The organism is Quadrisphaera granulorum, assembly GCF_003149145.1.
GTDB lineage: Bacteria > Actinomycetota > Actinomycetes > Actinomycetales > Quadrisphaeraceae > Quadrisphaera > Quadrisphaera granulorum.
Window position 1 is genome coordinate 54,883 of the sequence record NZ_QGDQ01000002.1, and the last position, 26,102, is coordinate 80,984.

The following is a 26,102-nucleotide window of genomic DNA, read 5'->3' on the forward strand; positions in this document are numbered from 1 at the left end:
ACGACCTTGAGCAGCCTTTCTAGGCTACCTATAGCAGGCCCTCTAGACGACCATCAGCAGAACCCGTGGGCCCGGGGAGGCCGGGCCCCCCGGGCCCAGGACCTCAGCGGGCTCCCGCTGCCTCGGGCCGCAGGTCAAGGAGCAGGGGCGCCTCGACGTCGTCCCCCGCCGCCGGAGGCGCGCTGGTGGCGCGCTCGGCGAGGCGCAGCCAGGTGGCCACCACCGTGTCGGGGTTGAGCGAGACCGACGAGATGCCCTGGTCGACCAGCCACTCCGCGAGGTCGGGGTGGTCACTGGGGCCCTGACCACAGATGCCCACGTACTTCCCGCGCTCGCGCGCCGCACTGATGGCCATCGAGAGCAGCTTGAGGACGGCGGGGTCGCGCTCGTCGAAGCCGGCCGCCACGAGGGCGCTGTCCCTGTCGAGGCCGAGGGTGAGCTGCGTCATGTCGTTGGAACCGATAGAGAAGCCGTCGAAGTGCTCGAGGAACTCCTCCGCCAGCAGCGCGTTGGAGGGCAGCTCGCACATCATGACGACCTCGAGCCCGTTCTCTCCTCGCACGAGGCCGTTCTGCGCGAGCAGCTCGACCACCGCCTCGCCCTCGGTGACCGTCCGCACGAACGGCACCATGATCTTGACGTTGGTGAAGCCCATCGCGTCGCGGACGTGCTTGAGGGCTTCGCACTCCATCTCGAAGCAGGGCGTGAAGTCGGGCGAGAGGTACCGCGAGGCGCCGCGGTAGCCCAGCATCGGGTTCTCCTCGTGCGGCTCGTAGAGCTCCCCGGCCACGAGGTTGGCGTACTCGTTGGACTTGAAGTCGCTCAGGCGCACGATGACCGGCTCGGGCCAGAACGCCGCGGCGATGGTGGAGACCCCTTCGGCCACCCGGCGCACGAAGTACTCCCGCGGCGAGGGGTGCGCGGCGGTGCGCTGGTCGATCTGCGCAGCGACGTCCTCGGGCAGCTGGTCGCGCTCGAGCAGCGCGCGCGGGTGCACGCCGATCTGCCGGTTGATGATGAACTCCAACCGCGCTAGGCCGACCCCGGCGTTCGGCAGGCGGGAGAAGGAAAACGCCTGGTCGGGCGTCCCGACGTTCATCATGATCTTGACCGGGCTCTCGGGCATCGAGTCCAGCTGGGTGACGACCTCCTCGAAGGGAAGCAGCCCCTCGTAGACGAGCCCGGTGTCACCCTCGGCGCACGAGACAGTCACCTCGGTGCCCTCGGCCAGCAGACGCGTGGCATCACCGGTACCGACGACGGCGGGGATACCGAGCTCGCGAGCGATGATCGCGGCGTGGCAGGTGCGCCCGCCACGGTCGGTGACGATGGCGCTGGCCCGCTTCATGATCGGCTCCCAGTCGGGATCGGTCATGTCGGCCACGAGCACGTCGCCCGCGCGGAACTCGTGCATCTGCTCCACGCTGCGTAGCACTCTCACCGCACCAGCGCCGATGCGCTGGCCGATGGCCCGTCCGGAGACCAGCACGTCACTGCTGCCCTGCAGCTCGAAGCGGCGCAGCGCCCCGTGACCGGTCCGCGAGACCACCGTCTCGGGCCGCGCCTGGAGTACGTACAACTGGCCGTCAAGGCCGTCCTTGGCCCACTCGACGTCCATCGGACGGCCGTAGTGCTCCTCGATGACAAGGGCGTGCCGAGCGAGCTGCTCCACCTCCTCATCGGTGAGCGAGAAACGCAACCGCTGCTCGGCGGGCACGTCCTCGAAGGCAGTGCTGGCCCCGGCCACGCGGGAGTCGGTGTAGCGCATGGCGATCGCCTTCTCCCCCACCGAGCGGCTCAGCACCGCCGGCCGCCCGGCGCGCAGCGCCCGCTTGGAGACGTAGAACTCATCGGGGTTCACCGCCCCCTGCACCACGGCCTCACCAAGACCGTAGGAGCTGGTTACGAAGACCACCTCGTCGAAACCGGACTCAGTGTCCACCGTGAAGAGGACGCCGGACGCGCCCACGTCGGACCTCACCATGCGCTGCACACCCGCGGACAGCGCGACGTCGTGGTCGAAGCCGTGGTGGGCCCGGTAGGCGATGGCCCGGTCGTTGTAGAGGGAGGCGTAGACGCTGCGGACGGCGGCGAGCACGTTCTCCACCCCGCCCACGTTGAGGAACGTCTCCTGCTGGCCCGCGAAGGAGGCGTCGGGCAGATCCTCGGCGGTAGCCGAGGAGCGCACCGCCCACGTCACCGCATCGGGGTCGGGCTCGCGCTCCAGCAGCGCGGCGTAGGCGCGGCGGATCTCGGCCTCGAGATCGGCGGGGAACGGCTGCTCCTCCACCCAGCCGCGCACCTGCGCCCCGACACGTGCCAGCTGGGTAACGTCCTCGACGTCGACGGCGTTGACGGCGTCGATGATGCGGGCGTCCAGCCCCTCGTGCGCCAGGAACCGCCGGTAGGCGTCGGAGGTGGTGGCAAAGCCACCGGGCACCTTCACCCCCAGCGAGGCAAGGTGGCTGACCATCTCCCCGAGGGAGGCGTTCTTGCCACCGACCCGGGGCAGGTCGGCCATGGTGATCTGCTCGAACCACAGGACGTCGGTCATGACGGCTCTTCTCCGGACAGGCGCTCGCGGCGCAGCTCGAGGGACTGGAGGATCACGGCGGACATCTCCTCCACGCTCTTGGTGGAGGAGTTCACGAAGGGGACGCGGTTGCGCTGGTAGAGCTGCTCGGCGCGGCGCAGCTCGAGCGTGCACTGCGCGAGGCTGGCGTAGCGGGACTGCGGGCGGCGCTCGTGCCGCACCTGGCTGAGCCGCAGTGGCGTGGTGGTCACCCCGAAGCAGCGGTGCGTGTAGGGGGCGATGAGCGGCGGCAGGCCGTCGGTGGGGAAGTCGTCGTCGGTGAGCGGGTAGTTGGCCACGAGCACCCCGTGCTGCAGCGCGAGGTACATCGTCGTGGGCGTCTTCCCGCACCGGCTCGGCGCCACGATGATCACCTCCGCTTGGTCGAGGGCACGGGCGCTCTGCCCGTCGTCGTGCTCGATGGCGAACTCCACCGCTCGCATCCGCGCGAAGTAGGCGGTGGTGTCGCCCAGGGTGTGGAACTGCCCGAGCTGCTCGGACGCCGTCGTCCCGAGCACCTCCTCCAGCTCGGTGAGGTGCCCACCGAGCAGGTCGATGCGGGCCCCCGGTGCCGCGGCCAGCGCCGCCCGCACCGCCGGGTCCTTCACCGTGGTGAAGACGATCGGCGCGAGGCCGGCCGCCTCGGCGCGCTCCAGCGCCTTCACCATCTGCGCGGCGCCCGAGGCCCCGGAGACGAACGGCAGCGTCCGTCGCTGGAACTGCACCCCGGGGAAGTTGGCGAGCAGTGCGCTACCGAGGGTCTGGGCGGTGATGCCGGTGCCGTCGGAGACGAAGAACGCCGCGCGGCGCACCGGTGGCGCGCCCGGAGGTGGTGAAGGGTCCGGTGGGTCTGGCTGCGCCGTCAGGCCCACGCGACCGGGGAGCCGCAGGTCCACACCTCGGTGCCGGAGCGCAGCTCACCGGCGAAGCGGGTACCGCACGGCCAGGGGACGTCGTCGCGTACGGGCTGGCCGTCCTCGTCGTCGAGGGGCAGACCCACCGAGTGCACGTACGCCGTCCACGGCGCACCGTCCTCGATGCGCCGCAGCGGGCCGGCGCCCACTTCGGCGCGCTCCTGGAGGGCCAGCACCGCGACGAGCGAATCGGTGACCAGCACGCCCAGGGCGCCCGTCGGCAGGGCGAACGGGACCAACCACGCGGTGCGTCCGCGGCTGACGCCGGAGAAAGCACGCAGCACGTGCGCCTCGACGGTGGCCTCGTCGGGGTTCCCCTCGAGGCTGCCGGCCGGCTCCGGGGCGGTGGCGAGTTCCAGGTCGTGCAGCTCGCGATGTGCGGCGGGGAGCAGGTCCTCCAGGCGCAGCTCCGACAGGTCGGCACGCGAGTCGGTGCGAGAGGCGGTCGCGTGCGGTACCTCGAGCATGCCGCGACGCACCCCGGCGGCGACCAGCCGGTGCCGCTGCGCGCTCGTGCCGTCGACCAGCTCCACGGTGACCGGCCGCAGGATCCTGCGGACCCGGGCCTCCCAGACGTGAACGTCGCGGGAGGTGGCCGCGCGGGAGGTGGCCGCGCGGGGGGCGGTCGTGGTGGCACTGCGGTGGGCCAGGACGGTCACGCTGTCTCCTCGTGGTCCGGACGACGGGTTCATGAGCATGACCGTGGAGGAGGCGAGATCACCAGGGGTTGATGACGTCAAGAAATGCACTTCTTGCGCTCCCGTCATGCATGACAGAGCGCGACCATTCAGTCACTCCGACCGAAAACCGCCTGCGCGGATTCAGGCCGGTTCGTTGACGCGCGGGAACGCCGCAGCGGGCATGCGGTGCCGCGGCACCCTGTCGCGGGCGTAGGTGACCTCGGTGTAGCCGTGCGGGGCGGGCCGGCCGTCGTCGCCGAGGTTGACGAACACGATCTCGTCGATGGTGACGATCTCCTCGCGGGTCACCATGTTGCGGACCTCGGCGCGCAGGGTCAGCGACGTCCGCCCGAACCGCACCACGCGCAGGCCGAGCTCGATGAGATCGCCGACCTGCGCGGGCGCGCTGAACGCCGCCGACGAGATGAGCTTGGTGACCACCCGGTAGCTGCCCAACTGGAGGAACGCGTAGATCGACGCCTCCTCGTCGACCCAACGCACGATGCTGCCCGCGGACGTGGTCCCGTTGGCGTTGAGGTGCTCGGGTCGCACCCACGTCCGTGTGCGGAAGCTGATGGGCGCGACGTCCTCAGCACCCTCTACAGAGCCGATCACGCCACCGAAACTACCTGGCCTCCCCCTCAGAACAGCTCGATGGCCACGGCCGGAGCAGTAGCCGCCACCTCGGGGGCATGCGATGCACCGGCCGACGACACCCGGCCAGCACTGCCGTGCACCTGCCGCTGACGTGCGGAGACGTAGGAGGCGAAGAGGGTCTCGACGGCGTCGTCGAGTGCTGCGAGGGCGGCGGAGTCCGCCGTCCCCTCGAGGTGGTCGCGCAGCGTGCCGAGGTTGCCGCTCAGCCCGTCGAGCGACCCGACGATGCCCTCGACGGACTGCCGCGTCATGTCCTGGAACTGGGCCTGCGCCAGCACCTGGGACGTGCGACCGCTCAGCGAGGTCACCGACGTCGCCATGGACCGCGCCGCCCCCTCGATGCCGCGGCCACTGTCGGCCAACGTCTGCGCCGCGCTCCGCTGCGCCGCGGCCAGCGCCTCCAGGCGCTGCGCCAGGTAGGCGGCCGTGCCGACGTCCTGGCTCTCCCCGCCCACGCCGAGCCGCTCCTCCATGAGGCCGGTGACCCGCGCGATGCCGGCGCGGATGGTCTCCGCGGCCAGGCTCGACTGGCTGGACAGGTCGCGCACCTCGTCGGCGACGACGGAGAAGCCGCGCCCCGCCTCGCCGGCGCGAGCTGCCTCGATCTTGGCGTTGAGCGCGAGGAGCGCGGTGGTCTTGGCGATGGCGTTCACCGCCTCGATGTCCTGGTCCAGGCTGCGGACCTGGCCGATGAGCTCGAGCACGGCGGCGTCGCGGTCGGTGACCACGCCCACCAGGTGCGCCACCTCTTCGGAGGCGTCGTCGCTGGCGGCGAGCACGGTGTCGGCGCCCTGCTGGCACTGCGCCACGAGCCCGTCGAGCTCGGCGGACAGCTCCAGCAAGCCGGAGGTCGCCTCGTCGATGCCGAGCACGCCCTCCATGACGCCGAAGGCGGCCTCCTCGGTGACGGACACGACGTCACCGAGCTGGCCGGTGAGGATGCCGAGCAGCTCCTGGGAACGCGCGAGCAGCGCCGTCGACTTCTCGGTGTCGACGACGCCGGCGGGGTCAGCCACCTGTCCCCGCCTCCAGAACACCCATGCCACTCATGCCCCCGGGACCACTTGGCGGACGACGGCGAGCAGCGCGTCGGCCTGGATGGGCTTGACGAGCCAGCCGGTGGCGCCGGCGGTCTTGGCCGCGTCGCGCTTGGTCTGCTCGGACTCCGTGGTCAGCATGAGGATGGGCGTGAACCGCAGCCCCGCCTTGCGCGCCTCACGGACGAAGCTGATGCCGTCGAGGCGAGGCATGTTCACGTCGGAGATGACGAGGTCGGGCTTGAGGCCGCCCTTCACGCGGTCGAGCGCCTCCTGCCCGTCCGCAGCCGTCTCCACCCCCAGGCCGCCCTTGGTGAGCATCGACTTGACGCTCATGAGCATGGTCGGCGAGTCGTCGATCAACAGGACGGTCTTCACTCGGACTCCTCAGTCGTGAGGGCGACCTCTTCACCCTCGGCTCCAGCAGTGCCGTCAGCCGAGTCGGTGACGGTGTCTTCGGGGGAGACGGCCTCGGGTTCCGGGGTCGGCTCGACAGTGGGCTCGGCGAGTTCCTGGGTCCGCAGGATCGGGACGACGACGTCACGCAGGAACGGGTCGGTGGGCTCCGCCACGACGGCCGCCCCTGCGGCCATCACTGCCTGCAGCACCGCGGTGTGCAGGTGCTCGCAGCCGGACAGGTCGACCTGCGGCTCGACGGTGCCGCGCAGCCAGGCGGCCAAGCTCTCGGCGTCTTCGACGGTCACCGCACCCGTGAGCACGGCGGTGCGGTCAGCGGTGGTCAGCGGCACGGGAGTTCAGCTCCTTGACGTCGAGGACGAGCAGGACCAGGCCGTCACCCAGGAGGGCCGTGCCGCAGTAGCCGGGGGTGCCGGCGAGCAGGCCTTCCAGCGGTTTGAGGATGACGTCGGTGTTCTGGTGGAAGGTGTCCACCACCAGGCCCAGCGGTCCGGTGGCGGTGCGGACCACCAGCACGTTGAGCGGAGCGTCGGTGGTCTGGTCGCCCAAGGCACTGAGCTTGTCCAGTGCGCGGGGTGTCGCTCCGAGCAGCTCGTCGAGCCGCACCAGCGGCACCACCGTGTCGCGCAGCGCGAGGGCGGGATACCCGGCGACGCGCGTGACCTCGTGACGGTCCACCCGGACGGTCTCGACGACGTCGTCCAGCGGCACCCCGAACCGCTGCGCGCCCGTGGTGAGCAGCAGCACGCGGGAGACGGCCATGGTCAGCGGCAGGCGCAGCCTCACCAGGAGGCCCTCGCCGGGGCGGTTCACCGTGACCACCGAGCCACCGAGGCCCTCGATGAAGGCGCGGACGGCGTCCATGCCCACGCCGCGGCCCGAGACGTCGGAGACGACGGCGGCGGTGGAGAAGCCGGGCGCGAAGATCAGCGCGGCGGCGTCCTCGTCGGACATCGTCTCCAGCGCGCTCTCGTCGATGAGACCGCGCTCGTAGGCCTTGCGACGGACGACGGCGGTGTCGATGCCGCGTCCGTCGTCCTCGATCTCGATGACCACCGAGTCGCCGTCGGGAGCAGCGCGCAGGGTGAGAATGGCCTCCTCGGGCTTGCCCGCTGCGAGACGGCTCTCGGGGGTCTCGATGCCGTGGTCGAGGCTGTTGCGCACGAGGTGCACGAGCGGCTCGGCGAGCTGCTCGATGACGTCCTTGTCCGCGGCGGTGTCCTCGCCCTCCTGCACCAGCCGGACCTTCTTGCCCAGCTTGTGCGACAGGTCGCGGACCAGACGGGGTACGCGGGCGAAGGCGGTGGAGACCGGCAGCATCCGGACCTCCATGACCGCCGCCTGCAGCTCCTCGCTGACGCGGCTGACCACGGCGTACTCGTCCATGACCCGGCGGGCCAGGCCGCGGGATCCGGCGGTCTCGGCCTCGGCCGCCACGAACGGCAGGGCGTTCTTGGCGACGGCGAGCTCCCCGACGAGGTCGAGCAGCTTGTCGACCTTCGCCTGGTCAATCTTGAGGATGCGGGTGCGGGGGACGTCGTCCCCGCTGGTGGCCGGTGCCTCGGTCACGGGACCCGTGGTGGCTCCGGAGCTGGCCCCCGCGGGGGCTGCGGAGGCGGCCTCGGCGGACGCCCGCGGCGCCGGCACGGCGGCAGTGGCCGGGTGTGAAGCCCCGGGAGCGCCGCCCGTGGGAACAGCAGCCGCAGCGGCGCGAGCGCCCCCGCTGGTGTCCGCCTCGCCCACGAGGTCGAGCACGAGCAGCGCCGAGCGGACGGCGGCCTCGCTGACTCCCTCGCGCTCGAGCAGCCTGTCCTGCCAGACCATGAGCTGGCCCAGCAGCGCGTCGGACTCGGCGGGAGCGTCGCTGGCTCCGGTGGAGGCCGCACCGTCGATCGCGCTGTCGTTCAGCGGCCCAGCGGGCACCCCGTCGATCAGGCGCCCGAGCCCGAGCGCACCGACCTCGACGACCTCGACCTGGTCCGGCACGTAGCGGAACACATGCGCCAGCTCGCCCGCCGCGGCGCGCGTCAGCGCCGTGAAACGCAGCAGGCACTCGTACTCGTCGAGCTCGGCCATCGGCGCGAACGGTTCCTCGGGCGCCACGTGGAGCAGCTCGAGGGCCGGCACCTGGCGGAACAGGGAGAGCGGGTCGTCGCCGCGGAAGTAGCAGCCGGCATCGGGCTCGTAGCGCACCGCGCGCACGGTCGAGGAGGTGGTCTCCAGCCAGGTGCGCAGCTGCGCGAGGTGCTCGGAGGGCAGGTCGGCCACCCAGCCGGGCAGGTCGGCGGGAGCAGCGGCGGTACCGCTGACCGTCGCCGTCGCCGTCGTCGTCCCACTCGCCGACGCAGCGACCGGCTCCGGCTCGGCGCCGGTGAAAGAGCGCAGCACACCGGCGCGGAACGCCGTCACGGCGGCGGCGTCGTCAGGGGTGCGGCCGGTCGCCTCGATGGTGGGCATCCAGCGGCGCACGGTGTCGAAGGCCTGCAGCAGCGCGTCGACCATCTCGGTGGTCAGCGCCAGCTGGCCCGAACGCACCTGGTCGAGGAGGTCCTCGGCGGCGTGGGTGAGGCGGGTCAGCTCGGGCAGGTCGAACAGGCCCGAGGAGCCCTTGAAGGTGTGCGCGGCCCGGAAGACCGCATTGACGATCTCGGCGTCCTCAGGGTCGGCCTCCAGGCGCAGCAGGCCGGAGTCGACGTCGGCCAGCAGGTCGGCCGACTCGTTGATGAACTGCTCGAGCAGCGGGTTGCTCACGAGGCGCTCCCCACGCTGACAGGGCTGCTGACAGGGCTGCTGACAGGGCCAGCGACACGGGCGGTGAGCACCTGCGCGATGCGCACGAGCACCTCGGGCGCCGCCGGCTTGGACAGGTGGAAGTTGGCGCCGGAGGCCAGTGCCGCCTCGTTGTCGGCGTCGCGGGCCTCGGTGGTCATGACGACGACGGGTACCGCCGGCTCGAGAGCGCGCTCGCGCAGGTGGCGGACCAGCTCGTAGCCGTCCATCTGCGGCATGTTCACGTCGGTGACCACGAGGTCGACCGTGCGCGCCACGAGCAGCTCCATCGCCTCGAGGCCGTTGCAGGCCTCCTCGACGGTGAACCCGGCCGCGCGCAGCACCCCGCTGGCGTAGGCGCGCACGGTGGGCGCGTCGTCCACGACGAGCACCGTCGGGCTGGCACCTCCACCAGCATCGACATCGGTGGCGCTCATGGACGGGCTCCGTTCGAGGGGCGGGAGTAGCGGCTGGTCATCCGGGTCGCGGGACGCTGGTAGGCGATGCCGTCGGGCAGTCGGACGGCGTCGAAGATCGGCGAGATGCGGCTCATCGACTCCGAGTGGCCCAGGAACAGCAGGCCGCCGGGGCGCAGCGCACCGAAGAGGTGCTCGGCGGCGCGGCGCGCGGAGACCTCGTCGAAGTAGATGAGGAGGTTGCGGCAGAAGGCGACGTCGAAGTCGCGGAAGGACCGCATGGCCTCGGTGTCGGTGATGTTCATGAGGGTGAAGTCGATGGCGCCGCGGATGTCCTCGGCGACGCGGTAGCGGTCTCCGATCCGCTCGAAGTGCTCGCGCAGCACCGCCGGGGGGACCTTCTGCACGGACCGCTGGCCGTACTCGCCGCGCCGGGCCTGGTCGAGCACGCGGGTGTCGATGTCTCCGGCGACGATCTCGACGTCCATCTCGGCGATGTCCGCCCAGTCGGTGAGCAGGCGCAGGGCGATGGAGTACGGCTCCTCACCGGTGGAGCACGGCAGCGACAGGATGCGGACCGGACTGGTGTCGCCCGTGGCTCGCCGCTCCGCCGCCACCTGCGGCAGCACGTGCTTCACCAGCGAGTCGAACTGGTGGTCCTCCCGCAGGAAGTACGTCTCGTTGACGGTGAGCTCGTTGACGAGGGCCTGCGCGGCGCGCTCGTCGGCGCCGGTGCGCAGCGAGGCGAACCAGGCGTTGAAGTCGCCTCCGTGATCACGCACGCAGGACAGGACGCGCTTGTCCACGAAGTAGCGCTTGGAGTCGGCGAAGCGCATGCCGGTGCGGCGGTAGACCCACTCGCGCACCCGCAGGAACTGCGCGTCGGTGAGCTGGTCCGACGCTGCTCCCGCAGCAGCGCTGCCGGTGCTGGTGGGCCGGGCGGAGAGTGAGGTCACGGGGCACCCACTTCGGAGAGCGAAGCGGTGGGCGCGACCGACGCCGCGAGAAACGCGAGGTAGGGGTTGTCGGGGAAGCGCGCGGCACCTTCGGTGGCGAGCTGGTGGCCGAGGGCGTCGTCCACCAGCACGCCGGCGTCGATGGCTGCCGCGACGACGTTCTCGTCGGCATCGCCCTCGGCGATGCGGAGCAGCCAGCGCGGCACCTCCGGACGCGGGAGCGCGGTGATGACCATGACGGCCATGAGGCGGGCTCGGACGTCTGCGCCGGCCAGCACGTGCTCGAGCACCGAGGCGACGCAGGAGGGCATGGACTGCAGGGCGACGACGGCGGCGTTGCGGCGTGCGGCGTCGTCCAGACCCAGCCACCCGGCCAGCTCGCGGGCCACCTCGACGAGGTCGAACGAGGCGACCGTGGCGAGGGCGGCGTCGCGAGCGGCGGGGTCGTCCTCTTCACGGGCCGCAGCCAGCAGGGCGGGCGCGGCGCGCAGCTCACCGTGCAGGTCGAGGGCGGCGCGGCGGCGCGCCTCCGGGTCGGGATGACGCAGCTGCTCGACGAGCACCGACCACGTGCGCTCGGCGCGGCGCGGTGCGTCGGCGTCACGCTCGGCGGGCGCGGTCTTGCGGACCAGTGCCATCGGGTCTCCTCGGTCGGGGGCTGCAGCGGGAAAGGGACTGGAGTGGGGGACGGGGAAGGAGCTCAGACCCAGGCGTTGACCTGGGCGGCGACCTGCTCGGCGTCGAGGACGCGGGTGGCTCCGCCGCGGGCGACGAGCTGCCCGGGCATGCCCCAGACCACCGCCGACTCCTCGGACTCGGCCACCGTGCGCCCGCCCAGGGCGTGCAGGCGGGAGAACTGCTCGGCGCCGTCGTCGCCCATGCCCGTGAGCAGCACCCCGACCGTGCGGTGGGGGTCCACCCGGTCCAGGGCGCTCGCCACGAGCCTGTCGACGCTGGGGTGCCAGCGGTACTGCGGCCCCGCGGGTGCGGGCCTCGCCATGAGCTGGCCGTCGCGGTCGCTGATGACGATGTCGGCGTCGCCGCGGGCGATGTAGACGTTGCCGCGTTCGAGCGCCACCAGCCCGGTGACCTCCTGCACCCGCAGGGCGCAGCAGGCGTCGAGTCGCTGGGCCAGGGCCGCGGTGAAGGAGGCCGGCATGTGCTGGGCGATGACGACGGGCGCGCCGAGGTCGTGGCGCAGGCCTTCGGCCAGCATGGTCAGGACGGCGGGGCCGCCCGTGCTGGACCCGACGAGCACGAGGTCGGTGAGCGCCGAGAGCTCCCCCGGCGCACCGCCGCCCGTAGGCTCCGCCGGGGCGCTCCACGTGGCCGTCGGTGTCCGGGGCGTCCGGGGCGTGCGCGGCACCCGTGCTGTCAGGTCATGCGCCGACGTGGTGCCCGCCGTCGTCGTCCTCATCGCCGAGGTGCGACGGCTCGACGACGATGAGGACGACGCCGACGCGGCGGCCGCCTGCTCGCGCCGGCTGCGCAGCCGCGAGAGCAGCGAGGTTCCGCTGCTCACGCGGGCCTGTGCCGCCGAGCGCACCTTGCGGCGGATCTCCTCGCCGGCCTCGGCGAGGTTGAGCGAGACCGTGCCGCCGGGCTTGGCGACGTAGTCGACAGCACCCAGCTCGAGGGCCTCGAGGGTGGCGATGGCGCCCTTCTCGGTGATGGAGGAGACCATCACCACCGGGCGGGGAAAGTCGGCCATGATCCGCGACAGGCAGGTGATGCCGTCCATCACGGGCATGTTGACGTCGAGGGTGACGACGTCGGGCTGCTCCCGGGCGATCACGTCGAGGGCGTCCTCGCCGTTGCGGGCGAGGACGACCTCGACGTCGTCGTCGACGGTGAGGATGCCCGTGAGGGCCTTCCTCATGAGGGCGGAGTCATCGACGACAAGCACCTTGATCCCTGCACCTGCCATGTCGAACACCCGCTCTCGTCGTCGTCGTGGTGGTTGTCGTGATGGGTCGGGTCAGGCAGCGGCGCTGAGCTGCCCGTCCAGCTGCTCGGACAGCTGGGCGACCTGGTCGCCCCCGAGCAGCTGGGAGGGCTCGAGCACGAGGAGCATCCGCTCCTGCGCCGGGAGGTTGGCCACGCGCGTGACGAGCTTGGCCTGCTCCTCGGACAGCTCCGGGGCGCATTCGAGGTCGCTCGACGACACGCGCAGCACCTCGGCCACGGAGTCGACGACGAAGCCCGTGCGAACCCCCTGGACGATGAGGACGACGATGCGCTGGCGCTCGTCGCGCTCGCTGCGCTCCAGGCCGAGTCGCGTGCGCAGGTCGACCGCGGGGAGCACCGCGCCGCGCAGGTTGACGAGACCCTCGACGAAGTCGAGCGCCCGCGGCACCTTCACGAGCTGCTCGGGCACGCGGATGATCTCCTGCACCTCGTCGACAGCCACGCAGTACTCCTCGCCCTGCAGGCGGAAGACCACGAGGATCTCGTCGTCGCCACGGCCGTCGTCCTGCACGTCGGTGTTCTCCTCGTCGCTGCTGCTCGCACCGGTGCGGTCGACGAGCTGGTCAGTCAGGTCCGCGGGCACGTCGCCGGCCCCGACCAGGGAGTCGGCGGCCAGGACGGACACCAGGCGCTCGCCCTTGTCCAGACGGCACACCGACTCCACCTCGCGCCCGCGTCCCCCTGCGATGACCGCCGGCAGCGGGTCCACGAGGTCGGTGGAGACGCGCAGCACCTCGCGGACCTGGTCGACCCGGACCCCGAAGACCGTCTCGCGGCCTTCGCGCTCCGTGGTGACCACGGCGATGCGCTGCGACGGCAGGATCTCCGGCACCTCGAGGCCGAAGATGCGGCGCAGGCTGATGACCGGCAGCAACCGGCCCCGCAGGTCCATCACGCCGAGCACCCGCGACGCCGCGTTCGGCACCGAGGTGAACTGCTCGGGCACCTGGACGATCTCGCGGACCCTGTCGATGGGCAGCGCGTACTCCTGCCCGTCCACGGCAAAGCTCACCAGCTCGAGCGTGGCGGAGGAGTCCTCGCCCGCCAGCTCGCCGGTCGCGTCCGCCGACCGGGTGGCCGCCGGGGCGCCGGCCGCCGCCGTGCTGCGAGCGGCGAGCACCGCCAGCTGGGAGGTAACCAGGCGCTGTACGTCGAGCACCGTGGTCATCCGGCCGTCGTCACCGGCGACGCCCTTGAGCACCGCCGCCAGCAGGTCCGAACGCACCGCGCCCTGCACGGACTCCGCGCTCTCGAGCCGGTCCGGCTCCACGGAGACGACGGCGGCCACCCTGTCGACCACGAGGCCGATGGCCGCACCCGCGGCCTCGACCACCACCACGCGCGTGGCTTCGTCGTGCTCGACGTCGGCCAGACCGCAGCAGGCGCGCAGCCCCATGATGGGGAGCACCCGCCCGCGCAGGTTGGCCAGGCCCTCCAGGGCTGGCGGCCCCAGCGGCACCCGCACCAGCTCGGGCATGCGGATGATCTCCTGCACCCGCTCCATCGGCAGGGCGTAGGACTCCCCCGCCATCTCGAACGTCACGAAGTCGGCGGTGCTGCTCGCGGCGTCGTCGTCGTGCTCCTCCACGCCCGCAGGCGTGGTCGCCGTCGTCGTCGGCTCGATGGTCTCTGTCATGTCAGTCCTCCTCGCACTCCTCGTCGGGCCGTGCGGGGTCAGGGCTGCTGGAGCTCGTCGGCGAGTGCGGCGATCTCCTCGATGGCGGTGGCCAGCTGCTCCGCGCCGGCCGCCTGCTGCTGGGCCGCCGCCGAGGCGGTGCCCGAGAGGGTGGCGGCCTGCTTGCTCGCGGCGGAGATCTGGTCCAGGGCGGTCTTGACCTGCACCAGGCCGGAGGCGATCTCGGCGCTCGCGGCGCGGACCTCCTCGTTGCCGGTGCGGACCACGCCCATGTCGCGCTCCACCTCGATGAGGCGGGCGGTGCTCGCCTTGGCGCGCTCGACCTCCACGAGGGCCTGGCGGGAGGTCTCCTCCAGGTCGGCGCGGACCACGCCGATGCGGTCCTGGACCTCCTTGACGAGGTCCTTGATGCGCTCGGCGTTGTCGGCGGAGTCGCGGGCGAGGTTGCGGATGTCGGTGGAGACCACCGCGAAGCCCTTGCCGAACTCCCCGGCGCGGGCGGACTCGACCGAGCCGTTGACGGCGAGCATGTTGGTCTGGATGGAGACGTTGGCGATGGCGTCGACGATCTTGTCGATCTTGCGGGAGACGATCTCCAGCTCGACGACCTGCTTGACGCTCTCCTTGGCCGCGGACGACGCGGTGGCGATGGCGGTGATCATCGCGTCGACGGCGTCCTTGTTCACCGCCAGCAGCTCGACCATCTCGTCGGCCTTGGTGATGGCCGCGCCGGCGCGCGTCTCCGCGAGCTGGGCGCCGGTCTCGATCTGGTTGATGGCGGCGGCCGACTCCTGGGTCTTCGCGGCCTGGGCCTTGGCCCCGCTGGAGATGTCACCGATGGCCTGGGAGATCTGCGACGCGGCGCGGTTGATCTCCTCGGTGGCCGCGGCGAGCTCCTCGGCGGCGCCGGCGACCTCCTCGGCGCTCTTGCCGATGTCGGCCGAGCCGCGCAACTCGTCAGCGATCTCCGAGAGCGCCTCGGAGCCCTTCTGCGCCTGGCTCAGGGCGGCGCCCTGCTGGTCGACGGTCTGGAGGATCTCCTCGGCGGCGGCCGACTGCTCCTCGGACGCGGCGGCGATCTCCTCGGCGCGCAGCTGCGCGTCCTGCGAGGCGCGCTCGGCCTGGGCGGCGGCGGTGGCGATCTCCGTGGCCCCGTCGATGATGACCACCATGTCCTTGCTCACGGACGCGAGCTGGGCGGTGATGCTCTTGCCCTTGTCGACCTCACCGCGGGAGGTCTCGGCGGAAGCCTGAACACCCTCGGCGACGGCGACGACGCCGGCGCGGATGACGTCGATGAGCTCGCGGATCTGGCTGGCGGACCGCTCGGAGGTCTCGGCCAGGGTGCGCACCTCGTCGGCCACCACGGCGAAGCCCTTGCCGTGCTGGCGGGCGCGGGCCGCCTCGATGGCGGCATTGAGGGCCAGCAGGTTGGTCTGGTCGGCGATGCGGGCGACGGCGGCGACGATCGCGCCGATCTCCTCGGCCTGCTTCTCCAGCTCGGAGATCATCTCGACGGAGGCGGCCTGACGGTCAGCGGCGTCACTGACGTTGGCGACGAGGCTCGCGATGCCCTCGGCGGTCTCCACGAGCAGGGCCTGGAGGGTGACGGTGGTGTCCTTGACCCGCACGCTGGTCTGCTGCTGAGCGCGGATCTTCACGCCGATCTGCGTGGTGGCGGCCAGCGACTCCTGCGTGGCGCCCGAGGCCTCCTCGGCACCGGCGGCAATCTGCTCCATGGCCTCACGCAGTTGGGCGGAAGCGGCCGCGGCCTGCGTCGTCACCGAAGCGAGCTCGGTGGTGGCCGAGGCAATGCGCTCAGCAGCCTGCTGCTGCTTCGCGACCGTGCGGGCGCGGCGACGGGCCTCGTCGGACTCACGCGAGGTGGTGGCGCGCTGCGCCGGGACGGCGGAGGTCGCGGGGCGAGTGGCCGACGCGCTCGCGGCGCCGCCGTTCCGGGTGAGGGGCATGCCGAGGCTCCTGAAGTCGAGGGTGACCGCGGAGGCTTCTCGTGCCCTCTGCGGGTGACCCCCCACTCATCGACCTGCCCAGAGTCACCGTGAACGTGGTACCCCCACCCCTTTAGGGATACGCAGAGTAATTGGTTGGCAGTGCCCACCCAGACCGCGGCGAACACCCGCCTGGCCTGGAGAAAGGCCCATTCCCTCGACAAACGTGCTGTATGCCGCTCGGCAGACGGCGCAGAGGCTGTCCTGTGAGCGACAACGTTGTCCTCACGTCCCCCCGACGGCAGTCACGAAGAGTAATCGACTGCCCTTCAGATCACTGGGCGGGGTGCTGCCTGCCCAACGGCGTGCAGATGCAGACCCGATCGCCGCACGGGTCGGTGAGCACTGTGAAGGCGGGGGCCTCAGCGGGGTCCGCGGAAGCCCCCGCTGCCGTCACTGCGGCGACGACGTCGTCCGCAATCTCCGAGGCAACGCTGACATCGAGGTGCCACCGGCTCGCGGCCGGCGTACTCGTCCTCTGGAACCAGACGCTCGGACCGCGGTCGTGGGGGTCGTAGAGGGAGTCCTCGTCACCGGGGCGCTGCTCGTACCCGAGCGCCGTGGCCCACACACCCCTCACCAGGGCGGGATCGGTGGTGTCGAGCGCCAACTCGAGCGAACGCGGCAGAGCCGGCTCGGCGACGGCACCCAACGCCTGCGCGATCTGCGAGGTGCGCTCGGCGGCGGCCACGTCGAACGCCGTCACCCGCCAACCCGCGCTGTGTGTCGTCCAGCTGATGAAGACCAGGTCGTAGCGCCAGTCGAGGCTGGGGTGGTGGTCCAGCTCCTCGGCCAGCTCCCCGACCCGCGCCACCAGCTTCAGCGCCACGGCCGCCGACGGTGCACGGAACGCCGTGCGCAGCGCACCGAGGCGACCCCGCCAATCCGGCAGCGCGTCCAGCGCGGCCTGGGTGGCGGCGGCATCCAACGGGGTCCGGTTCACCGGCGGCACGCTAGCCGCGGTCAGCGGACGGGCTCGAGCACCTCAAGCCCACCCATGAACGGCCGCAGAGCCTTCGGCACCACCACGGAACCGTCGGGCTGCTGGTGGTTCTCCAGGATCGCTACCAGCCAGCGCGTCGTGGCCAGGGTGCCGTTGAGGGTGGCGACGGGGCGGGTCGCTCCCCCTTCGCCGTCGGTGCGCTCTCGCACCGACAGGCGCCGCGCCTGGAAGGTGGTGCAGTTCGACGTCGAGGTGAGCTCGCGGTAGCGGCCCTGCGAGGGCACCCACCCCTCGCAGTCGAACTTGCGGGCAGCGCTGGTGCCGAGGTCACCCGCGGCGACGTCGATGACGCGGTAGGGCACCTCGACCGCCTGCAGCACCTCCTCTTCCCAGGCGAGGAGCCGCTCATGCTCAGCGGCGGCGTCTTCCAGGCGGCAGAAGCTGAACATCTCCACCTTGTGGAACTGGTGGACGCGGATGATGCCGCGGGTGTCGCGCCCGTGGCTGCCCGCCTCGCGGCGGTAGCAGGCTGACCAGCCGGCGTACCGGAGCGGGCCGTCGGAGAGGTCGAGGATCTCGTCGGCGTGGTAGCCGGCGAGAGCCACCTCGGAGGTTCCGACGAGGTAGAGGTCGTCGGCGGCGAGCCGGTACACCTCGTCGGCGTGCTCCCCCAGGAAGCCGGTGCCGGCCATGACCTCGGGCTTGACGAGCGTCGGGGTGATCATCGGGCTGAAGCCGTTGGCGACGGCCCTGTCGACGGCGAGGTTCAGCAGCGCCAGCTCGAGCCGCGCGCCCACACCGGTCAGGAAGTAGAAGCGCGATCCGGAGACCTTCGCACCACGCTCGACGTCGATGGCGCGCAGCAGTTCGCCGAGCTCGAGGTGGTCCTTCGGGGCGTCCAGCGTCGGCAGGGTGCCCACCTCGCGGAGGACGACGTAGTCGTCCTCGCCACCGGTGGGCGCGCCTTCGACGACGTTCGCGATGCTGCGGATGAGCCTGTCGAACTCGGCGCCCTGCACCTCGGCCTCGGCGGCAGCGGCCTTGGCCTGCTCCGCGAGCTCCTTGGCCTTGGCCAGCAGCGTGGTCTTCTCGTCACCCTTGGCCTGCGCGACCTGCTTGCCGAGGGCCTTCTGCTCGGCACGCAGCCCCTCGGAGGTCGTCATCGCCGATCGGCGGGCGGTGTCGGCCGCTAGCACGGCGTCGACGACGCCCTCGTCAGCTCCGCGGGCGCGCTGGCTGGCGCGCACCGCCTCCGGGTCATCGCGCAGAAGGCGCACGTCGATCACCCACGGAAGCCTAGTCCGCCGAGTGAGTGAACACCTGAGGACGGCGGGCGCGTCGCGCAGCGGAGCCCCAGGACGTCGTCCTGCTCGCTCAGAAGGTGGGTTCGTCGGGGAAGGCGATGACCGTTCTGGTGCGGGGTGTGCGGTCCTCGGCGGTGTTCAGCAGGTCGAGGAGCTGGCCGGGGGAGCTGTCGTTGCGGCGTCGTCCCCGCATCTCTTCTTCGGTGGGGTTGCGCGGGGGCCACGGCGGGGGCCGGTACCGCTCAGCGGGTCCAGCGCACCACAGGGTGCGTGCCTCAACCTGCTGGTTCTGCCCTGCGTCGTCTTGAAGTTCGGGCCCACGATGCCGATACTTGTCGTGCGGACCCGCCCAGCGAGCGTTGGATCACGGGTCTAGCTGCGCGACAGGCCTCACCTACGGGTGAGGCCTTCGTGTTTCCGGGCTCAGGTGCGAGCGCCGAAAGGTTCCCGCAGTTGCATCTGCAACGCTCGTTCGAGATGCGTCGCGGCGGCTCAGTTGGGTGCTAGACGCGCAGGGGTGGGAGGGGTCACCGCGGCCGTTGAGGAACTTGGTCGCGTGCAGCTCAGTTTCGACCGCGATGGCGTCGGAGGTGTACAGCTCTCGACGCCAGGTGATGAGCCGGCGTAGGCAGGTGCTCCAGTCCTGAGCCGCCACGGCGACCCAGCTGTAGGTCACGAAACCGGTCTGATCTGAGCCGGAATCGTCCACGTAGATGATCTGCACTGCCGCGCCTCCCCTCGAGTCGCCTGTGGTGCGGTGGCGTCAGTTGCGCTCAACGACGATCCGCACGCTGGGGGGCGGAAATGATCAACTGGTCGTCAGTGCGGCTCACGGTCACGTTGCCCAGGCGGGCGGCCCGTGCATCGCGGCCCGCTCCGCCACCACCGCCCCCACCTCAGTCGTCGGAGGGGACCTCGTGCGGGATCTGCTGGGGAAAGTCCTCACCGACCTCGTCGGCGGCGGTCACCACCCGCCAGTCACCCACGGTCGGGCCCCAGCACCACTCCGCCTCCGGCACCGCCCGAGCCGTCACGGCGAAGTCGATCAGGGACGGGTCCATCCCCTCCGGGCCGGGAAGGCCACGGCGGGCGACATCCTTGCGGGTGGCCGCGTGCACCCGCCGCGCCGGACCCCGCGGCGGCAACAACGACGCTGCGGCCCGGCAGCGGCGTGCCTGAGCGCGGGTGTGGGGAGCACGGTCGGGGCGGGTCGGGTCATCACAACGCGCCGGAGCCTGAGCTGCAGGCACGGCTGAGGCATCAGGGTCGGCTTCTGAGCCAGCCTCGCGGGCCTCATCGGCAGCGGTGGCGTTCTCCGCGGGGCAGTCGTGCGCGCTACTGCCGGTGGTGTTCGCCGCCTCCTCCGCGCCACCGATCATAGCGACACATGTTCGATAAAGCAACATCAACAAGGCTCTGAGCTGCAATGATGCCGCCGCAGCAAAGAGTCAAGGTGGGCCCAGCGTCGACCCTAGCCACCACCACCGACAGCCCTCGCGCAGCGCCGAACGGACCAGCTCCTCAAGACCACGCTGCCCCGACCGCCGTCCGCCGTTACCGTGGCGCGTCGTGACGACCATCGAACTGATCTCCCTGGTCGTCGCCTCCATCGCGCTCCTCCTGTCGGTGATCGCCACCACCGTCGCGGTCCAGCTGCGCCGCAGCATCGCCGCACGGATCGCCCAGCGCGCCGCCGCACTGGAGCGCACCGCGCCGGACCGGCGCCCGCTGGCCGCCGTCGTCGTCAATCCCACCAAGGTCAGCGACACCAGTCCGGTCCGCGCAGCCCTGGAACGCGCCTGCCGTGACCTGGAGTGGCGCGAGCCGCTGTGGCTGGAGACCACCGCGGAAGACCCGGGCACCAGCCAGGCGCGGCGCGCGCTGGCCGCCGGGGCCGACGTCGTCGTCGCCTTCGGGGGTGACGGCACTGTCCGGCGCGTCGCCTCGGTGCTGGCCGGAACGGGCACCCCGCTCGGCCTGGTTCCCGCGGGCACCGGCAACCTCCTGGCCCGCAACCTCGACGTCGTGACGTCGCGCGCCGCGGAGATCGCCCCGGACGACGTCGAGGCCGCCATGCGCGTGGTGCTCTCCGGCATCGACCGACGCATCGACGTCGGGTGGATCTCCGTGGAGCGGCCCGGCGCAACCCAGCCCGAGCCCGAGGAGTGCTTCCTCGTCATGGCAGGCATGGGCTTCGACGCGGAGATCATGGCCAACGCACCGGAGGCCCTCAAGGCCAAGGTCGGGCCCGCCGCGTACTTCGTCTCGGGGCTGCAGCGGTTCAACGGTGACCGCGTGCGGATGGACATCGTCGTCGACGGCGTCCCCCACCGCCGGCGCGTGCGCACCGCCGTCGTCGGCAATGTCGGTCGGGTTCAGGGCGGCCTCGCGCTCATGCCTGACGCAGAGGTCGACGACGGCTACCTCGACGTGCTGGCCGTGGGCCCGCGGGGCTTCGTGGGGTGGCTCGACGTCGCCGGTCGCGTCATCACCCGGCGCACCTGGGGAGACCAGCGCCTCGCACACTGGCGCGGCCAGCGCATCGACCTCTTGGCGGAGCAGCCGCAAGAGGCACAGATCGACGGCGATCCCATCGGCGAGGCCGTGGCGATGCGCGTCCGTGTCGACGAAGAAGCGCTGGTGGTGCGCGTCTCCAACCGCGCTCCGCGCCGCCCGATCATCGCGAGGGCGCGGTTCACGCGGAAGCTCAGGAGCTGACCTCCCCGCATTCCAGCAGCTGCGAGAGCCACGAGCGCGCGGCGGTGAAGTCGTCATCGGATGTGCCCGGCGGCGGCACGGGGGCGAGCCCGTCGGCACGCGGGTAGGAACCGAGGTACCGCACCTGCGGGCACACCCGGTGCAGCCCCATGAGCGCCTCGCCGACCCGCGGATCAGCGACGTGGCCCTCGCAGTCGATGGAGAACGTGTACCGGCCCAGCGCCGTCCCCACCGGACGCGACTCGATGCGCGTGAGGTTGATACCCCGCGTGGCGAACTGCTCCAGCAGCTCCAGCAGCGCACCGGAACGGTCTTCCGCCAGCGCCGCCACCACGGTGGTCTTGTCGGAACCCGTCGGAGCCGGAGGGGCAGCAGGTCGACTGACGACGACGAAGCGCGTCACCGCACCGGCGTTGTCGGCGACGTCGCGCGCGAGCACGTCGAGCCCGGCGGCCACCGCGGCCGGCTCGGCGCAGAGTGCGGCGTCGTACGGGGCCTCACCCTCCCCCGCGAGCACCTGCGCCGCGGCCGCCGTGGACAAGGCTGGGACGGTGACCGCCTGCGGCAGGTTCTGGGCGACCCACCCGCGGCACTGCGCGAGAGCGTGCGGATGACTACCGACCCGCAGGATGTCGCGCATCGTCGTCCCCGGTCGGACCGCCAGCACGAAGGCCACCGGCACGAGCACCTCGGCGCGGATGGACAGGGGCCGCCCAGCGCCCAGCGCGTCAAGTGTGGACGTGACGCCACCCTCGACGGAGTTCTCGATGGGGACGACGGCGAGGTCAGCTTCTCCGTCACGCACGGCTGCCAGCGCGGCATCGACGCTCGCGACCGGAACCCGCTCGGCGCCCGCGGTGCCCGGGGCACGACCCACGGCGGTCTCGGTGAACGTCCCCGCCGGACCCAGGTACACGACGCGCCGCGACGGCGCGGAGCCGGAGGGAGAGATGCCGGGGGCTGCCACCCCGGCACGGTACCGAGGTCGGGTGCCCGAGCTGGTTGGGCCGGCCGAGCCAGTCAGGCGCTAACGCGCTCCGCTGCCGGCTCGGTGAGGAACGGGACGAACGCCCAGACCGTCCGACGGCCCTCGGCGTCCAGCGAGCTGCCCCAGCGGCGGGTCAGGGTCTGCACGATGTGCAGGCCGCGCCCGCTCGTCGCCAGAGGGTCAGCGTCGTACGCGGCAACGTCATGCCCCGGTGCGCCACCCGTGCCGCCGTCGACAACTTCGACGGAGACCTCGTCATCGGTGATTCGCCACCTGACGATGAGCCCACCATCCAGGGGAGACCCGTGTCGCACAGCGTTGCCGACGAGCTCGCTGGTCACCACGGCCACGTCATCGGCAACCTGCGCCGCCCGCGGGTCGCGGAGCAGATCCTCGTGGAGGGCGCGCCTCACCGAGGAGACCTCGCGAGGTTCATGGAGGACTCGGACGCACCGGACGGCACTGAACGGCACTTCGATGGTGACCGGCACGCTGCTCCACCCCTCGTCTCAGCCTCGTCTCGACTCGACCCCTCAGGGATACCCGTTGATCGCCAGGTGAAACCGCCGCCGCCGCATCGGCGTCTCACCGTGACCGGATTGCGACCCGTCCGGCCCCTTCGTCAGACCCGTCAGGCAGTGACATCCACGAGCACCTTGCCGACGGCGCCGCCCTCGACGGCGGCCTGCGCCTGCGCGGTCTCGGCCAGGGGCAGCACGGTGAGCGGAAGTCCCGCCTCGCGGCCGATGCGAACGGCTCCCGCGGCGACGGCAGCCTCGACGTCCTCGACCGCGGCGGCCTTCGCCGCCCGCGGTGCGGTGTAGACCAGCACGAAGTGCCACTGCCCGTTCAGCGTCATCTGGTCACGCAGCGGAATGGTGATCGACTCGCCGGGCGTGCCCGCGTACAGGGCGACGGTCCCGTGCGGAGCCAGCACGGCGGAGTCGAGACCGGCGTTGACTCCGGAGACTTCGACGACGACGTCGACCCCGCGCGGCGCCACCTCACGCACGCGCGCGGCGACGTCCTCGCGGCGGTAGTCGATGACGTCGTGAGCCCCCGCGGCAGCCGCGAGCTGCGCCTTCTCGGGTCCCGACACGGTGGTGAGCACCCGGGCGCCCGCCCAGGAAGCCAGCTGGACGGCAGCGTTGCCCACCGCTCCGGCGCCGCCCTGGACCAGCACGGTGCGGCCCTCGAAGGTGCCCGGTCCGATCCGGGAGGGAGCCGACTCACCCAGCGTGAGGCACCGGTGGGCGGTGAGGAAGGGGATGCCCAGCGAGGCACCCAGCTGGAACGACGTGTGGTCGGGCAGGGGCACCACGTGGGCCACGGGCACGAGGACCAGCTCCGCCGCGGTCCCCCACGGTCGCCCGAAGGCGGCCTCCCAGATCCACACGCGCCGCCCGACCAGCGCGGCGTCGACACCCTGACCGACGGCGTCGACCACGCCCGCGCCGTCCTGATGGGGAATCTGCCACCCCGCGGCCGGCGCGGCGGTGGCGCGGACCTTCCAGTCGGTGGGGTTCACCCCGGACACCGCGACGCGGACCCTGACCTCACCCGGGCCGGGTTCGGGGACCTCACGCTCGACCAGCTGGAGCACCTCGGGCCCACCGGCCCGCTCGTAGACGACGGCTCGCACGCCCTCCATCCTGCGGATCCGCGCCCGAGCCGCACTCCGAGCCCTCCCCCATCTCGCACTTTCCGCGGCACGTGCGGCGTGGGGGGCAGGGCGAGATGGCCGATGATGGGGCGGTGAGCGGCGGCGGGATCCATACGCAGGTGCGTGTCAGCGTGGTGCCGCTGACGTGCGCGCGGTGCAAGCTTCCCGTTCCCGCTGGTCAGCGGCACCTGAGGCACATCGACACCCGCGCCACGCCGACGGTGCGCTTCGTGGAGTGCGGAGACTGCGCGCGACGCGCGGGCCGCGGCGACCTGCTCGACATCCGCCCGGGCGCGCGACCGGCCCCCTGACGGGCCAGCGCTCCTGCGTGAGGCATGAGCTGGCAGACCTGAGCTCTCAGACTTGAGGGGCGGTCCACTGCTCCCAACTCAACACCCAATCCCCCAACCCATTCGTCAACTCCATCGGACGATCCGTCCCCGTGATATCCACCACATCACCACGACGCGACAGATCAAAGAACCACTTCGCGTTCGCATCCGACACATTCAAACACCCATGCGACACATTCCGCTTCCCCTGCGACGCCACCGACCACGGCGCCCCATGCACAAACTCCCCCGAATTCGCAATCCGCGTCGCCCACTTCACCTGCGTCGCATAATCCTGACCCACCGTCCGACCATCCATCAAATAATCAGCATGCTTCTCCAACACCAGATGCACACCCGACCGCGTCACAAACGCCGGATCAGAATCCTCCCGACCCGCCGAAATCGGGATCACCCTCGCCACCTCACCATTGACCCGCACCGTCATCTGATGCGTATTCGTGTCCGCCGTCGACACATGCGCATCACCCACCGTGAACGTCACATCCCGATCCGCAGCACCCCACGCACCACCGACCTGAACCTTCGTCAACGGCACCTTCACACTCACACTCGTCCCAGAAGGCCAATACACCTTCGGACGCCAATGCACCCGATCCGCCCCGATCCACCGCCACGCACCCTCAACACTCGACCCATCCGGCGCCTTCGAGACCAGCTGAATCGCCTCGACCAACCTCGCCCGCTCAGCCTTCGGGACCTCCCGCGTGAAAATCACCACCACGGGCATCCCCACCCCCACCACCTCGCCGTCCAACGGCATCAACTTCGCCCGCACCGCGCCGTCCTCACCGGTCACCGTGAACGGCAACGACACCGACGCCACCTGCCCATCAACGTTCACCGCCGACGCCACCGCCGTATACGACCCGCCCAGCTCCAACGGCTCCTCCGGAGACCACGACCCATCCGCAGCACCCGTCCCCGTGATCTGAGAACCATCAGCAGCGGTCACCACCACCCCCTGCAACGTCCCCGACACCACCGCCGGACGCAGCACCGGCACCGGAGACGTCACACCCCCCGCACCCACACCCTCCGCCACCAACGACACCTGCGCCGCCGGTGCAGAAGACTTTGACGGTGAGGCTCCGGCAGCGCCCGCATCGGCCTTGCCACCCGCGGGACCGCACCCCGCCAACAACCCCGTCCCACCGACGATCCCGCCGGCCACCGCCAGCAGGAACGCCCGCCGGCTCGCGGCCGACACCCCCGTGTGCTCCACGCACCTAGCGTAGGTCGGCGACCTCCGCCAACTGGGACGTTCGCGGAGAGCGACGCCCTCCCTCGGACGCCGACGCACGTCCCGTCACCGCCCTGCGACGACCGGGTCGACCATGAGAGGGACGACGGACGTCGACGCGCAGCCGGTCAGCCCGTCCGCAGGAACGAACGCCGACGCCGTCTGTCCCGGCGGGTACACCCGCAGCCCCTTGGCAGCCTGCGGCTGGCACTGCGCGGCGTCGTAGTCGCCCACCTGCGCCAGGCTGACATCGGCGTAGGCCGAGGCCCCCGGCCCCAGCCTGACCAGGGACGGAGTCCCTTCGCGCGCGGCCGCCGCACCCAGCTGCTGACCGGACTCCCCGGTGACCAGCGAGACGCCGGGGTGCCCGTCGAGCGTGCACGCGGTGGCACCCCGGTTGGTGAACTGGATCGTGTAGTGCAGGTGACCGGCGCTGGCGCCACCTTCGCCAGGCAACAGGGAGAGCGCCAGGTCCGCGGTGCGACAGGGTGCCGGTCCGCCGGAAGCGCTGGACCCTGACGTGGACGCGGAGCCGGGCGATGTGCTGGACGCAGAGCTGGACCCGGCACTGGACGAGGCTCCGCTGTTCGACGGTGAGCTGTTGCCCGACCCCGAGGCTGACACCGACGCCGATGCCGACGTGGTGGTCGTGGGCGTCACGCTCATCGACGGGGGCGGGCTGCCGGCGGTGCCAGCGTCCTCGACGCTGCCGGAGAAGGAGCACCCGGTCAGCGACCCGGCCAGCACTCCAGCCGTGCCCACCGCTGCCGCCCACCGCGTGGCGCCACTGCGCGGCCGTCGCGCCGCGGATCCCGTCGTCGTCCTTGTCACCCCACCAAGATAGGTCGCTGAGGCAACT

At 71.6% G+C, this 26,102-nt stretch carries 26 protein-coding genes; 3 read left to right on the plus strand and 23 right to left on the minus strand.

Features of this window, described 5'->3' with window-relative positions; translation table 11 throughout:
- Positions 1-103: 103 nt before the first annotated feature.
- The 18 genes from ppsA to BXY45_RS22830 form a co-directional block, all read right to left on the minus strand.
- Positions 104-2,554 (minus strand): phosphoenolpyruvate synthase, encoded by a 2,451-nt coding sequence (gene ppsA / locus BXY45_RS02660; RefSeq protein WP_109772775.1) that lies wholly within the window; start codon positions 2,552-2,554, stop codon positions 104-106.
- Positions 2,551-3,468, minus strand: a complete 918-nt coding sequence (locus BXY45_RS02665) for a pyruvate, water dikinase regulatory protein (RefSeq protein ID WP_211319169.1) — start codon at positions 3,466-3,468, stop codon at positions 2,551-2,553. Before BXY45_RS02665 ends, ppsA begins: the two co-directional genes overlap by 4 nt.
- The gene (locus tag BXY45_RS02670) at positions 3,435-4,145 is read right to left on the minus strand and encodes a phosphoenolpyruvate carboxykinase (ATP) (protein ID WP_170131285.1); all 711 of its coding nucleotides are present in this window, start codon (positions 4,143-4,145) and stop codon (positions 3,435-3,437) included. Before BXY45_RS02670 ends, BXY45_RS02665 begins: the two co-directional genes overlap by 34 nt.
- A 162-nt stretch (positions 4,146-4,307) precedes the next feature.
- On the minus strand, positions 4,308-4,781 hold the full coding sequence (locus tag BXY45_RS02675; protein WP_245961616.1) for an acyl-CoA thioesterase: 474 nt from the start codon (positions 4,779-4,781) through the stop codon (positions 4,308-4,310).
- A gap of 26 nt (positions 4,782-4,807) precedes the next feature.
- Complete coding sequence (locus BXY45_RS02680; protein ID WP_109772778.1) at positions 4,808-5,839, minus strand: methyl-accepting chemotaxis protein; 1,032 nt, start codon at positions 5,837-5,839, stop codon at positions 4,808-4,810.
- Positions 5,840-5,869: 30 nt separating this feature from the next.
- Entirely contained in the window at positions 5,870-6,238 is a 369-nt protein-coding gene (locus BXY45_RS02685) for a response regulator (protein ID WP_109772779.1), read from the minus strand.
- Complete coding sequence (locus BXY45_RS23690) at positions 6,235-6,609, minus strand: hypothetical protein (RefSeq protein WP_174976634.1); 375 nt, start codon at positions 6,607-6,609, stop codon at positions 6,235-6,237. Before BXY45_RS23690 ends, BXY45_RS02685 begins: the two co-directional genes overlap by 4 nt.
- The gene (locus BXY45_RS02695) at positions 6,590-9,028 is read right to left on the minus strand and encodes a chemotaxis protein CheA (protein ID WP_109772780.1); all 2,439 of its coding nucleotides are present in this window, start codon (positions 9,026-9,028) and stop codon (positions 6,590-6,592) included. Before BXY45_RS02695 ends, BXY45_RS23690 begins: the two co-directional genes overlap by 20 nt.
- On the minus strand, positions 9,025-9,483 hold the full coding sequence (locus tag BXY45_RS02700; RefSeq protein ID WP_109772781.1) for a response regulator: 459 nt from the start codon (positions 9,481-9,483) through the stop codon (positions 9,025-9,027). Before BXY45_RS02700 ends, BXY45_RS02695 begins: the two co-directional genes overlap by 4 nt.
- Positions 9,480-10,418, minus strand: coding sequence for a CheR family methyltransferase (locus BXY45_RS02705; RefSeq protein WP_245961617.1), 939 nt, complete (start codon positions 10,416-10,418; stop codon positions 9,480-9,482). Before BXY45_RS02705 ends, BXY45_RS02700 begins: the two co-directional genes overlap by 4 nt.
- Positions 10,415-11,056: a HEAT repeat domain-containing protein gene (locus BXY45_RS02710; protein WP_109772782.1), complete on the minus strand. Its 642-nt coding sequence runs from the start codon at positions 11,054-11,056 to the stop codon at positions 10,415-10,417. Before BXY45_RS02710 ends, BXY45_RS02705 begins: the two co-directional genes overlap by 4 nt.
- 62 nt (positions 11,057-11,118) lie before the next feature.
- Complete coding sequence (gene cheB / locus BXY45_RS02715) at positions 11,119-12,345, minus strand: chemotaxis-specific protein-glutamate methyltransferase CheB (RefSeq protein ID WP_109772939.1); 1,227 nt, start codon at positions 12,343-12,345, stop codon at positions 11,119-11,121.
- Positions 12,346-12,396: 51 nt separating this feature from the next.
- Positions 12,397-14,022, minus strand: coding sequence for a chemotaxis protein CheW (locus BXY45_RS02720; protein WP_109772783.1), 1,626 nt, complete (start codon positions 14,020-14,022; stop codon positions 12,397-12,399).
- Positions 14,023-14,060: 38 nt separating this feature from the next.
- Complete coding sequence (locus tag BXY45_RS02725) at positions 14,061-15,992, minus strand: methyl-accepting chemotaxis protein (protein ID WP_109772784.1); 1,932 nt, start codon at positions 15,990-15,992, stop codon at positions 14,061-14,063.
- 313 nt (positions 15,993-16,305) lie between these two features.
- Positions 16,306-16,974, minus strand: a complete 669-nt coding sequence (locus BXY45_RS02730; protein WP_170131286.1) for a 4a-hydroxytetrahydrobiopterin dehydratase — start codon at positions 16,972-16,974, stop codon at positions 16,306-16,308.
- A gap of 20 nt (positions 16,975-16,994) precedes the next feature.
- On the minus strand, positions 16,995-18,260 hold the full coding sequence (serS, locus tag BXY45_RS02735; RefSeq protein ID WP_109772786.1) for a serine--tRNA ligase: 1,266 nt from the start codon (positions 18,258-18,260) through the stop codon (positions 16,995-16,997).
- 88 nt (positions 18,261-18,348) lie between these two features.
- Positions 18,349-18,471, minus strand: a complete 123-nt coding sequence (locus tag BXY45_RS24450) for a hypothetical protein (RefSeq protein WP_281270538.1) — start codon at positions 18,469-18,471, stop codon at positions 18,349-18,351.
- Positions 18,472-19,174: 703 nt separating this feature from the next.
- Positions 19,175-19,657, minus strand: a complete 483-nt coding sequence (locus tag BXY45_RS22830) for a hypothetical protein (protein WP_146211055.1) — start codon at positions 19,655-19,657, stop codon at positions 19,175-19,177.
- 190 nt (positions 19,658-19,847) lie between these two features.
- On the opposite strand from BXY45_RS22830, the gene BXY45_RS02740 reads away from it, so the two are divergent.
- Entirely contained in the window at positions 19,848-20,996 is a 1,149-nt protein-coding gene (locus BXY45_RS02740; RefSeq protein WP_211319170.1) for a diacylglycerol/lipid kinase family protein, read from the plus strand.
- Here BXY45_RS02740 and pheA read toward each other — a convergent pair.
- From pheA to BXY45_RS02755, 3 genes are all read right to left on the minus strand, one after another.
- Positions 20,986-21,963, minus strand: a complete 978-nt coding sequence (gene pheA / locus BXY45_RS02745; RefSeq protein ID WP_109772787.1) for a prephenate dehydratase — start codon at positions 21,961-21,963, stop codon at positions 20,986-20,988. The two genes, BXY45_RS02740 and pheA, sit on opposite strands and share 11 nt — an antisense overlap.
- Positions 21,964-22,016: 53 nt before the next feature.
- Positions 22,017-22,475 carry an ATP-binding protein gene (locus tag BXY45_RS02750; RefSeq protein ID WP_109772788.1) on the minus strand — a complete coding sequence of 153 codons (459 nt, stop codon included), beginning with the start codon at positions 22,473-22,475 and terminating at the stop codon, positions 22,017-22,019.
- Between the two features lie 140 nt (positions 22,476-22,615).
- Positions 22,616-23,626: an NADPH:quinone reductase gene (locus tag BXY45_RS02755; protein ID WP_109772941.1), complete on the minus strand. Its 1,011-nt coding sequence runs from the start codon at positions 23,624-23,626 to the stop codon at positions 22,616-22,618.
- Positions 23,627-23,739: 113 nt separating this feature from the next.
- Between BXY45_RS02755 and BXY45_RS02760 the strand changes: the two genes are divergently transcribed.
- Positions 23,740-23,958 (plus strand): hypothetical protein, encoded by a 219-nt coding sequence (locus tag BXY45_RS02760; protein WP_109772789.1) that lies wholly within the window; start codon positions 23,740-23,742, stop codon positions 23,956-23,958.
- 46 nt (positions 23,959-24,004) lie between these two features.
- Here BXY45_RS02760 and BXY45_RS02765 read toward each other — a convergent pair whose 3' ends face one another.
- A complete protein-coding gene (locus tag BXY45_RS02765) occupies positions 24,005-25,225 on the minus strand; it encodes a L,D-transpeptidase (RefSeq protein WP_109772790.1) in 1,221 nt (406 codons plus the stop codon).
- A gap of 84 nt (positions 25,226-25,309) precedes the next feature.
- Complete coding sequence (locus BXY45_RS23090) at positions 25,310-25,867, minus strand: DUF4232 domain-containing protein (RefSeq protein ID WP_281270539.1); 558 nt, start codon at positions 25,865-25,867, stop codon at positions 25,310-25,312.
- Between BXY45_RS23090 and BXY45_RS23095 the strand changes: the two genes are divergently transcribed.
- Positions 25,764-26,087: a hypothetical protein gene (locus BXY45_RS23095; protein WP_170131289.1), complete on the plus strand. Its 324-nt coding sequence runs from the start codon at positions 25,764-25,766 to the stop codon at positions 26,085-26,087. The genes BXY45_RS23090 and BXY45_RS23095 overlap by 104 nt on opposite strands.
- Positions 26,088-26,102 lie beyond the last annotated feature (15 nt).

Coding starts and splice junctions, on each gene's coding strand:
- BXY45_RS02725 (WP_109772784.1), bottom strand. CDS start 15,992: ATGCCCCTCACCCGGAACGGCGGCGCCGCGAGCGCGTCGGCCACTCGC.
- BXY45_RS02710 (WP_109772782.1), bottom strand. CDS start 11,056: ATGGCACTGGTCCGCAAGACCGCGCCCGCCGAGCGTGACGCCGACGCA.
- BXY45_RS22830 (WP_146211055.1), bottom strand. CDS start 19,657: ATGATCGGTGGCGCGGAGGAGGCGGCGAACACCACCGGCAGTAGCGCG.
- cheB (WP_109772939.1), bottom strand. CDS start 12,345: ATGGCAGGTGCAGGGATCAAGGTGCTTGTCGTCGATGACTCCGCCCTC.
- BXY45_RS02720 (WP_109772783.1), bottom strand. CDS start 14,022: ATGACAGAGACCATCGAGCCGACGACGACGGCGACCACGCCTGCGGGC.
- ppsA (WP_109772775.1), bottom strand. CDS start 2,554: ATGACCGACGTCCTGTGGTTCGAGCAGATCACCATGGCCGACCTGCCC.
- BXY45_RS02700 (WP_109772781.1), bottom strand. CDS start 9,483: ATGAGCGCCACCGATGTCGATGCTGGTGGAGGTGCCAGCCCGACGGTG.
- BXY45_RS24450 (WP_281270538.1), bottom strand. CDS start 18,471: ATGCGGGGACGACGCCGCAACGACAGCTCCCCCGGCCAGCTCCTCGAC.